Origin of the sequence: Collinsella aerofaciens (genome assembly GCF_040915425.1) — a bacterium.
GTDB classification, from domain to species: Bacteria; Actinomycetota; Coriobacteriia; order Coriobacteriales; family Coriobacteriaceae; genus Collinsella; species Collinsella aerofaciens_BW.
This window is the reverse complement of the sequence record NZ_JBCPDN010000072.1, coordinates 1-10,402: the sequence shown is the minus strand read 5'-3', so window position 1 is coordinate 10,402 and position 10,402 is coordinate 1. Positions and strand designations below refer to the sequence as shown.

Annotated in this window: 8 protein-coding genes and 1 pseudogene; 2 read left to right on the top strand and 7 right to left on the bottom strand. The window is 62.9% G+C overall.

Annotation, left to right across the window (positions count from 1 at the left end; translation table 11 throughout):
• The 5 genes and pseudogenes from AB5164_RS08950 to AB5164_RS08930 form a co-directional block, all read right to left on the bottom strand.
• A pseudogene (locus AB5164_RS08950) lies at positions 1–705 on the bottom strand (ABC transporter permease); the annotation flags it as partial.
• Between the two features lie 8 nt (positions 706–713).
• Positions 714–1,427 carry an ABC transporter ATP-binding protein gene (locus tag AB5164_RS08945; protein WP_055310722.1) on the bottom strand — a complete coding sequence of 238 codons (714 nt, stop codon included), beginning with the start codon at positions 1,425–1,427 and terminating at the stop codon, positions 714–716.
• 325 nt (positions 1,428–1,752) lie between these two features.
• Positions 1,753–2,958, bottom strand: a complete 1,206-nt coding sequence (locus AB5164_RS08940; protein ID WP_368142627.1) for an ABC transporter permease — start codon at positions 2,956–2,958, stop codon at positions 1,753–1,755.
• Positions 2,945–4,132: an ABC transporter permease gene (locus AB5164_RS08935; protein WP_138374328.1), complete on the bottom strand. Its 1,188-nt coding sequence runs from the start codon at positions 4,130–4,132 to the stop codon at positions 2,945–2,947. The genes AB5164_RS08940 and AB5164_RS08935 overlap by 14 nt, the downstream gene beginning before the upstream one ends.
• Positions 4,133–4,141: 9 nt before the next feature.
• Positions 4,142–5,080 (bottom strand): ABC transporter ATP-binding protein, encoded by a 939-nt coding sequence (locus tag AB5164_RS08930; protein WP_368140736.1) that lies wholly within the window; start codon positions 5,078–5,080, stop codon positions 4,142–4,144.
• Positions 5,081–5,279: 199 nt separating this feature from the next.
• On the opposite strand from AB5164_RS08930, the gene AB5164_RS08925 reads away from it, so the two are divergent.
• Positions 5,280–6,425 carry a sensor histidine kinase gene (locus AB5164_RS08925; RefSeq protein WP_368142628.1) on the top strand — a complete coding sequence of 382 codons (1,146 nt, stop codon included), beginning with the start codon at positions 5,280–5,282 and terminating at the stop codon, positions 6,423–6,425.
• Positions 6,422–7,051 carry a response regulator gene (locus AB5164_RS08920; protein ID WP_195445595.1) on the top strand — a complete coding sequence of 210 codons (630 nt, stop codon included), beginning with the start codon at positions 6,422–6,424 and terminating at the stop codon, positions 7,049–7,051. The genes AB5164_RS08925 and AB5164_RS08920 overlap by 4 nt, the downstream gene beginning before the upstream one ends.
• Positions 7,052–7,660: 609 nt before the next feature.
• On the opposite strand, the gene AB5164_RS08915 is transcribed toward AB5164_RS08920, so the two are convergent.
• On the bottom strand, positions 7,661–10,204 hold the full coding sequence (locus tag AB5164_RS08915) for a Spy0128 family protein (protein WP_368142629.1): 2,544 nt from the start codon (positions 10,202–10,204) through the stop codon (positions 7,661–7,663).
• 2 nt (positions 10,205–10,206) lie between these two features.
• The coding region (locus AB5164_RS08910; protein ID WP_368147998.1) for a hypothetical protein at positions 10,207–10,402 on the bottom strand (196 nt) is incomplete at its 5' end.

The following is a 10,402-nucleotide window of genomic DNA, read 5'->3' as shown; positions in this document are numbered from 1 at the left end:
GACCATATCTTGCTCGGCGTCGATGCGGTCCGCGGTGGGGAGGTCGCGATCGGTAAAGGTGAAGGAGTAGGTGTAGGCGGGTGCGCCGCCGGCATCTTCGAGCGCGGCAAAGCCGCCATCGGTGACCTCGGCCACGCCGTACGTGATGGTGTTCACCGTAAAGTCCGAATTGTTGAGGAACAGCGCCTGACTATCAGGCTGGGTCATGATGCCGCAAATGGTGTAGGTGCGACCCTCGAGCTCGACTTTATCGCCCACGGACAGGTTGTTATTGGTGGCAAAGACACGGTCGATGGCCACCTCGTCATCCGCCTTGGGTTCCTTGCCCTCACAGTAGGACGCAATGTCCACCTTAGCGCGGTGCGCATAGGTGCGCAGCGTGCGCTTGGTGCCGTCGTCGCCGGCGGTCTTTTTGATGATGGCGTCGATGGAGAAATTCTTGTAGAGCGTGACGCCGCCGACGTCGCCGGCTGCATCCTCGGCGGCCTTGAGTTGATCGTCGGTAGCCTCGAAGGAGGTGGTCACGCGGCCGTCCTCAATCGCGTACGCATCGCGCATGTCATCGATAAGGCAGCCGATGGAATGCGCTGCGAGCAAAAAACCCGAGGTGAGAGCGATGCTTCCGCACATAAGCAAAAAGATGCCCAGGTACTTGCCGATATTGCGGCGCAGCTCGCGCGGGAGACGTTTTGCGAGAGGTGCCATGGCGCCGCCTACCAATCGAGCTCGGCGGCCGCAACGGGCGACTCGTTGAGCTCATCCTCGACGATGTGCCCGTCGCGCAGGCGCAGCACGCGATTGGCCATGTGCGCGATGGCGGCATTGTGGGTGACAATGATGATGGTGCAGCCGTAGGTGCGGTTGACATCCTCCATGAGCTGCAGGATTTCCTTGGACGTCTTGTAGTCAAGCGCGCCGGTGGGCTCGTCGCACAGCAGCAGGCCCGGGTTTTTGACGAGCGCACGGCCGATGGCACAGCGCTGCTGCTGGCCGCCCGAGACCTGGCGCGGGAACTTGTTGCGGTGCTCGTAGAGGCCCAGCGAACGCAGCAGGTCGTCGACATTGAGCGGGTTTTTGGACAGGTGCGCCGTGACCTCGATGTTCTCCTTGATGGTGAGATCGGGCACCAGGTTGTAGAACTGGAAGACAAAACCCAGCTCACGGCGGCGATACTCGCCCAGGTCGGTAGGCTTGAGCACCGTGAGGTCGCAGCCGTCCACCATGATGGAGCCGCCGTCGGCATCCTCCAGGCCGCCGATCAGGTTAAGAAACGTCGACTTGCCCGAACCCGAAGGCCCCAGCATGACGCAGATCTCTCCGCGGTTGATGGACGTGTCGATGCCGTCGAGCACCGTCAGGCGTGCATCTCCATCGCCGTAGTGCTTTTTGAGATCCTTAACCTGGACGTAGGCCTCCCGCGTTGCCATGATATCCCCCATTGTTAGCCTTGTACTACTTTATGAACATAATAGTAAACCTTGGCGAACTATTTTTGGGCGAGGCCTGGATTTTATTTCAGACTAGTCATTGGGGACGTTCTTAAATGACTAGCTGTTGGGGACACTCTTTCGCCACCCGGCAGTTAGGGACGTTCCCTTTCTGCCGGCAGCTGAGGACAGTCCTTGGCAACCCGGCCGGCAAGCCGGCGGTTCGGCAAAGACTGTCCCCAATGACTAGTCGTTTAAGTCTGTCCCCAATGACCACTCTTGGTCGTTTAAGTCTGTCCCCAATGAGTACCCGATGACTAGGTGACTAGGCGCGGGATTTGGTGCGTGAGAGGGCCAGGCCTGCGGCGGCGATGGCCACGGCAAAGAGCACGGTGACGCCCAGGTCGCAGGCGATGTCGCCCAACATGGCAGACGTCAGGTCCGACGCGAGCGCCTTGCCGATCGCGTCGTTCACCCAATATGTCGGCACAAAGTGCGCCACGGTCTGCACGGCCGGGCCCATCAGCGACAGCGGCATCCAAGCGCCGCCCAAAAACGTCATGAGCATGCCGAGCAGGTTGCCCACGCCATTGAGCAGCTCCTCGCGCGCACCCAGGCCCGAAAGGGCAAAGCCAACGGCCAGCGGCGTGCACGCCAGGGCAAACGTCGCCGCCAGTGCCAGGCACACACGGCCCACGCCGACCTCGGCGACCGCGCCGGCAAAGCCCACGACGCCCATCATGCTCGACACAAACCAGATGCAGACGGTGAGCACGGCGGCGGCGGCAAACACGGCAAGCGAACGTTGGCGCTCGGAGATTGGGCCGGCATCCATACGACGCACGCGCTCGGGCTCGTTCATGCCCGAGAACACCAACCCCACCGATACGATGACCGACGAGATAATCGCGTACGCGCCAAAGTTGAAGTACGACTCGAGCGTGGCGGCAGCAGCCGAGTCGACCTTGACCCGCTCGATCTGGACCTCCGCGCGCTTTGCAGCGGCATGTTCGGCGGCCTTGGCAACGTCGCCGTTGGAGGCAGTGGGCTCAAGTGCGGCTGCAGCGCCCGCGAGCGAGATCCAGCGCGAAGCCTCGGCAGACGAAAGCGCCGCCGCCATGGTGCCGGCACCGTAGGTCACATCGAGCTTGGGCAGGGACTCCCCCGCGCGGGCAGCCGCGACCAGGTCGTCCTCGAACCCCTCCGGGATAAAGAACACGCAGTCGGCGCTGCCCTTGGCGCTGTTGCTCTTGGAGAGCGCGTCCGCAAGGTCGTACGTGTCATCGCCGACGCCCGTGACCAGGTCAAACCGCGAACCTAGGTGCTTGGTGAGCGCACGTGAAAGATCACTGCCATCGCGGTCGACCACGATCACGTTGGCGTCGTAGGGCTTGTACTCGGTGAGCTGCGACGAGTTCCAGCTCACCGATGCCGCGATGAATACGCCCATCAGCGAAATGAACACCGTGTAGATGAGCAGGTAGAACGGGTGAGCGAGCGCCATGCGAAGCGCGGTCTTAAAGGTGCTCATAGCGGCTCCTTCCAAAGATCAGCGTGGCGGCGGCAACGAACAGCAGTGCCATGAGGACCAGTGCGCCGGCGCGAACGGCAAAAGGATCCAGGTCCTCAAAGAAATACAGGCGGTTGAACATGTCGCAGATGAGCTTGACGGGGTTGAGCCAGCACTCGGCCGGACAGGCGCGGGCGACGTCATCGGCAAGCGCCATCGCCGGTTCGCCGTAGAGCCCAGCGAACAAAGCGCACGTGGTGGCAAAGCCTGTGAGGATGCCCGACTTGGATGCCTTGCCGCCCTTAACGGGAAGCGTGCCCACAAAGAGTCCCAAGCCCGTGGCGGCAAGCGCGGAGGCGGCACCGCCCACCAGACACAGCCCCTCGCGCCCGCCAAAGTCGACGCCCACAACCAGGCGCACGTAGCCGATCGCGATCGCCATCGAGGCAAAGGAGACCAGCCACGAGCCCACAAAGATACCGGCCAGCGACGCCGTTTTGGAAAGACCGCCCGCGCAGCGGCGCGCGCCAAGGCCCGACAGATTGGGCTGCAGATCGACGACGCTCAAGGCGGCAAACTCCGCAGACATCATCGCGACCAGGCCAAAGAGCGCGTAATAGTAGATGACCGTGCCATCGGGCGTGGTGCGTGTCAGGCTTACGCGGCGGGTGCCGCCCTCGAGCGACAGGGCGCGCGCAACCGCCTCCGGGTCGGCGAGCGCCGCCGGGTTGTCCTGGGCAATCTGAGACATGAGCTCGGCATTTTGTGTATACGAGCTTGCCACCGTCTCCAGAATGCTGCGGTCGGTGAGCACCGTTGAGGCACGCGAGCTGTCGTAGCTCGACAGCAACGTGAGCTTGGGTGCGCCCGCGTCGTCGACCGTATAGATGCCCGCGACCTCGCCGGCCTTAAGCACACGGTTCGCATCGGCTGCGTCGTCGCACTCGTGGATCTCGAGCAGCTGATTGTCGCTCTCCTTGGCAAGCGACGTCGCCACGTCCTTAAAGGTCGAGGCGTCCCAGGCCTCGTCCGCTATGACGGCAACCGGTACCGGGTCGACCGTGCCGTCAGAGCTCAGATTCGCAAACATAAACATGAACATCGTGGAAAGTGCGATGGGAAAGAGAGCGCCCCAGACCCACGTGCTCGGCCGGCGCAGCAGCGTCTTGACCGTAGTGATGATGGTGTTGAACATGACTGCCCCCTAGTCGCGCAGCTCGCGGCCGGTGATCTCGAGGAACACGTCGTTGAGGGTCGGCGGCTCGCTCCACACGCGGCCGAGCGCCACATCGGCGGCGCGCAGCGTGTCGAGGATGTCGACCAAATTGTGCGGGCTCGCTTCGCAGGTGCAGACGAGCTCGCCGCCGGACAGCTCAACCGAAAGCACGTGCTCGAGGGCGCGCAGCCGCTCGACCGTGGCGGTCTCGACGGCGCCGACCTCGACAGTCACGCGCTCGCCCATTTGAATCATGCGTTTGAGCTCGTCATTGGTGCCCTGCGCCAGCACACGTCCGCCGTCCATGATCATGATGCGGCTGCAAATCTGCTCGACTTCCTCCATGTAATGGCTGGTATACACCACCGTGGCGCCCTCGTCGCGCAAGCGGCAGATGCCCTCCAGGATAGCGTTGCGACTCTGCGGGTCGACTGCCACCGTAGGCTCGTCAAAGAAGATGAGCTCGGGCTTGTGCGCAATGCCGCAGGCAATGTTGAGGCGACGCGCCAGGCCGCCCGAGAGCTTGCCGGGGCGAAACTTGGCAAAGTCGCCCAGCCCGACAAAGTCGATCGCCTCGTCCACCAGCGCGCGGCGGCGCTTGCGGTCGCTAACGTAAAGGCTGCAGAAATAGTCGATGTTCTCACGCACCGTGAGCTCGTCGAACACCGCAACTTGCTGCGGGACCACGCCGATGCGGCGCTTGAGGTCGTAGCGGGCGGGCGTCATGGGCTCGCCGAACAGCTCGATAGTGCCTTTGTCGTAGGCGAGCAGCTGCAGAATACAGTTGATGGACGTGGTCTTGCCCGAGCCGTTGGGGCCCAGCAGGCCAAAGATCTCGCCGGGGGCGATGCTCAGGTTAAAGTGGTCGAGCGCGATAAGATCGTCGTAGCGCTTGACGAGGTTTTCGACGTGGACGATGTCTGTCATGAGGCGGCCCTTCTGTTGCTTGCGGCCCGGTACGATTGCATCATCGCAGGAGCGGCCGGCGCGCACCAGTGAGCTTTGTCACGAGTGCGGGGGCTCGGTCGCGTGGCCCGCCGACGCCCCCGCTTTGCCGCGTGGGAGGAATGTCACGGTTGCTCCGGGTAGTGCCTCCCCCGTGCGCGGCATCGCGTACAATACCCGTATGAACAGGCTATTCGACAAATCGATCGTGCTGGCGTGCTGCATCGCAGCCGCCACGGGCCTTGCTGTGGACGCTCGTCTGGTTGCGGCGTTTTGCCTTGGCGTTATTGCCACCTCACTGGCCGAGGTCGCACAGGGAAACCGCGCCCGCCGTGTGAGCGAGGCCGCGAGCTACGCCTGCATCATCGCGGCCGTCTTCGTGCCGCCGTTTGTGCCGTTTGCGCCTCTCGCCTTCTATGACATCGCGCGGCGCGTGCGCCGTGAGCACGCCTGGGTCGCGCTGGGCATTGGCTCCGCTTTTGCCCTTGCGCTCGTCGCGGACCTTCGCACCGACGCGCTCACCTCCCGAACGCTTCTGCTGACCGCTATCCTTTCGGTTGCCGCCACCTTGTTGTCACTGCGCACAGCCCAGCTGGAGCGTGAGCAAAAGCGCATGCGCCGTACCCGCGACGAGCTGCAGGAACGAGCCCTCGCGCTCGAAGCGCGCAACCGCGATCTTGCCGACCGCCAGGACTACGAAGTCGAGCTCGCGACACTCGCCGAACGCGCCCGTATCGCGCGCGAGATCCACGATAACGTCGGCCACCAGCTCACGCGCGCCTCGCTGCAGGCCGAAGCCCTTCGCGTGGTCCACGCCGACGAGCCTGGCGTCGCCGCCGATTTCGCCGACGTCAAACGCACGGTTGACGAGGCGCTCCAGCTCGTACGCGTCAGCGTCCACGCGCTCAACGACAACGCCGTCGACCTTTCCGTGCAGCTCGAACGCATTGTTGAAGGCGCGCGCTCGGACGGCGGCCCGCAGGTTGAGCTTGAAGTTTTGGCCGAGCATGCGCCCGCAAATGTCGCCAACTGCTTTGCGGCGGTGCTGCGCGAGGCGCTTTCCAACGCCATGCGCCACGCTTGCGCCCAGACCGTCACCGTACGGTGCATGGAGCATCCGTCGTTTTACCAGCTCATCGTTACCGACGATGGCGCGGACGGGGTCCAAGCAAGCGGCCGCGGCGCCACGGAGGGCATGGGGCTCGCCTCCATGCGCGAGCGCATCGAGGCGCTTGGCGGCACCTTCACCGCCGGCCCGCGTGCCGGCTCCCCCGGCTGGCGCGTGTTTGCCACCGTTCCTAAGCAGCAAGGAGATGACGCCCGATGAGGCTCATTGTTGTCGACGACGACCGCTTGGTGGTCGATTCGCTCAAGATTATCCTGGGCGCCCAGCCGCAGATCGAGGTAGTGGGCACCGGCGCCAACGGCAACGACGCGGTTTTGCTCTATGCCGAACACGCGCCTGATATCGCACTGCTCGACATTCAGATGCCGGGGCGCGACGGACTTTCGGCGGCACGCGAAATCCTTGAGCGCGACCCTGCGGCGCGCGTGGTGTTTCTGACGACATTCTCGGATGACGAATACATTGTGTCGGCGCTCAAACTGGGCGCGCGCGGCTACTTGATTAAAACCGACGTCGCTGCCATCCCTCCCGCGTTGACGCAGGTCATGGATGGCAAACGCGTGCTCGAGGGCAAGGCGATCGAGGATATCAACTTTGATGGGGCGGGCGTCGAGGCCGGCACGACCCGCCGGCCCGCGGCCTTTGTCAGCCTGACCGACCGCGAGTTCGAAGTCGCAGAGCTCATCGCCCGCGGCCTCGACAACAAGGAGATTGCCGCCACCGCCTATATGGGCGAAGGCACCGTGCGCAACCACATCAGCTCAATCCTTGCCAAAATGGGCCTGCGCAACCGCACCCAAATCGCCATCGCCTATCTGCGAGGGTAATTACCCAACGGCCAACCGCTCCGGCAGAGCAAAATAGCTGTTATCGATTTAATGCCATTTCAAAACTATGCCGGATTACGGGGCTAAACTCAGGGCCCCCATCCACACCCATTGCTTCCGCCAAATGATGGCTTGTCTACCTGCGGTTTTATTTTCACGAATATCGGTATGGTTGGGAACTCATGGCTCAGCCCCGTAAACCGGCATAGTTTTGTTCGGGCGGCCCTGGACGAGTGCCTCCGCCAGCCTCGCGGGACCAAAATGATCCGTTTTCCTCCATCCCCAAGGGATCAGCCGGAACCGCTCGCCACGAAATCGGCCCATCTACTACGTTTGACCCGATACCCCCGACCATACCCGCTTTTCATGAAAAACCGCAGGCGTTCTACCTGCGGTTTTGTTTTCGCGCTTTTCGGCATGGTTGGGGGTAAGGGATTAAACGTAGTAGATGGGCTGTTTTCGTGGCGCGCCCTCCTCCCCAACGCACAAAAGCACCGCCACGGAGGAGGGAGATGCCTCCGTGGCGGCTGGGGGGGTGGGGGTGGGGGCTATGTTCTGGCTCCCCGCCGGCCGCCCGGGGCCTTTTGGCCCCGGGCGCTGCCAGCGTGCCTAGCGCTTACGGATACCCCAGACCAGGGCTCCGACGCCGGCCATGGCGATAACAAATGCCATGAGCAGTGCGGCGGCCTGCTGGTCACCCGTGGTGGGCAGGAAACCCTTAACCGTCTTGACGATGTTCGTCACGGTCTTGGGCGTGCCGGGATCGGGCATCGGCACGGGCGTCTCGGGCTTCTTGTACGCGTTGTTGAACACGATACCCTCGACGCTCTTGTCGCCCTTAGTATAGGTAACGCTCGCCTTGAGGTTACCCTCACCGTCGTCGACCACGTTGACGGTCGCGGTAAAGACGGACTTGTCATAGGTCATACCGGGCTCGTCGCCCTTGACCTCGCTGATGGTGTAGACGTGCGTGCCGGGCTCGCTGTACTCGAACTTATCGAAGCTGATCTTACCGTCGGCATCGTTGGTAACCGTAGACTCGATGCCCTCGCCAACGAGCTTAAAGCTAAACTCGTCCTTCTTGAGCTCGCGTCCCCCGAGCACCTTGATGGCGCCGATGGAGACCTGCGTGGGCATGGCGTGATACTTGTTGGTAAAGCCAGCCGACTCGGTGGTTCCCTCGAGCTTGTGCGTCGCGGTCAGCGTGCCGTCGCCGTTGTCGGAAACGGTGGTCACGACGGTGTAGGTCGTACCGTCATAGGTGACGCCCTTGTACAGGCCGAGCGCGTTGGGGCAAGCCTCGCGCAGCGTGTACGTGTGCGTGCCGGGTGCCTCGTAGTGGATCGGGCTCAGCGTAACGTTGCCGTTGACGTCGTTGGTGCCGCTTGCAACAACCACGCCGTCCTCGAGAAGCTCAAACGTGAACTCGCCGGCTGAAAGGTCGCGTCCGGTCAGACGCTTAACCGTCTTGACCTGATCGGTCGCGGAAGAATCGGTGGGCGCCACGCCGTAGGTGTTGGTAAACGTGAAGGCCGCACCGTCGTCGCCTTCGTGCACGACGCTCAGATGTCCAGTGCCGTCGTCGGTCACGGTGTAGGAAACCTTGCGCGTGGCGTTGGCATCGTTAGTCACGCCAGGGGCGCTACCGGACTCGGTCACCGTATAGGTAAAGGTGTGCGAGCGCGGAGCGGTGGGGGTTGCGGGATCGGACTCGTCGGTGTCAGTGGCGTCGGCCTCTTCAGCCTCTGCCTCGTCGGCCTCAGCCTCGTCAGCTTCGTCTGCCTCGGCCTTATCGGTCGCATCGTCCGTCACGCCCAGGGCGCGGTTGAGGTCCTCGAGCGTAAAGTGGATCTTGCCAAAGTCCACGTTGCCGGCCGCGTCGTTGGTTGCGGTCGTGCGCTCGGGCATCGGGGCACCCGCCTCGTCAGCGGTCACGGTAAAGGTAAACTTACCCGCGATGTCGGCCGGGGCCAGGCCCTCGGCTGCCTGGAGCTTCTTGGTGCCGATGAGTGCGGCATCCACGGCCTCAGCGCCGTAGACGTTTTCGAACAAGGGCTCGACGCCACCGTAGTCGACCGTTGCCGTCAGGGTACCGTCACCGTTGTCGACAACGATAACCTTAAAGCCAAAGCTCCACGTTGTAGCGGAAACGCCATTCGGCAGCCCGAATAAATCTTCGTAGGCCGTGTAGTTAATGGTCCAAGCGAGCTTACCGTCCTTGTCGGTACGATGGGCAAGCCCAGCCGCCTCAAGATTGGCAAGCATCTCGGTGTCGTAGTGCAGCGCATCAAAGCTCACATGCCCGCCGATATTGGGCTTGAGGTTTTCGTAGCCCACAAGCTCGCCCTGATAGGCAATGCCGAACCAGAACTCGCCGTCGGCCATCGGACGACCGGTCAGGGTCTTGGTGGCGACAACCTGAGCAGCGGTACCACCAGGCGTATTGGTCGTAGCGCTGTAGCTGTTGTGGAACGGAACCAGGGCACTCTCGACCTTGTTCTCACCGCTCTTGTGGACCGTCGTATGCGTACCCTCGGGACCGCCGGAGACGGTCGTCGTGGCGGTAAGCGTACCGGCACCGTCATCGGCGACGGCGATCGTCACGGTACGCACGGCGTCGTCGTAGGTGTAACCGGGCTTGCCGTCATTCTTCTCGGCTACGGTGTACGTGAAGGTCTTGCCGGCGTCAGCCTGCGTAAACTTGACCTCATGGCCAGCCAGGATGTCGATCAGGCCGACCGTTGCCTCTGCCGTCGCAGGGGTCTTGAAGTTGTTGGCTCCGGGCAGCAGGCCAAGCGCGTTGGCCGAGGCCTCGTCGGCAGGCGTCACGGTAAACGTGAACTGGCCTTCGGTCATAGGACGTCCGGAGAGGCTCTTGCTGAGCTTGAGGCCGCCGGCCGCGGTGTAGTTAAGCTCAGTGCGGTACGTGTTGGTGAAGCGGCCGCTTTCCTTCTTGGTGACGTTGGCGGTCAGCTTGCCCTCGCCGTTCTCGGTCACGGTCACTTCGGCGGTCGCGACATGTCCGTCATACGTCATGCCCGCCGCGTTGCCCGCGTTCTCGCGGATCTCATACTTGTAGGTTCCGGCAGCCGTGTAGCGGATCTTGCCGAAGTTGATGGCGGCGATGCCATCCTTCGCATCGTGCTTGTTCACGGTCACGGTTGCAGGATCGGGCAGCGGGGCCCATCGGGGGCGGTAATGGTAAAGCTGAACTTGTCCCCATCCGTCCACTCGCGACCGTCGATGGCCTTGCTCAGGTCAAAGTCGAGGTCTGCATCGGTCGGGGTCACGCTGTAAGTGTTCTTGAAGATCGCAGCCGTGGCGTCCTTCAGGACATGCTCAGCCTTGAGC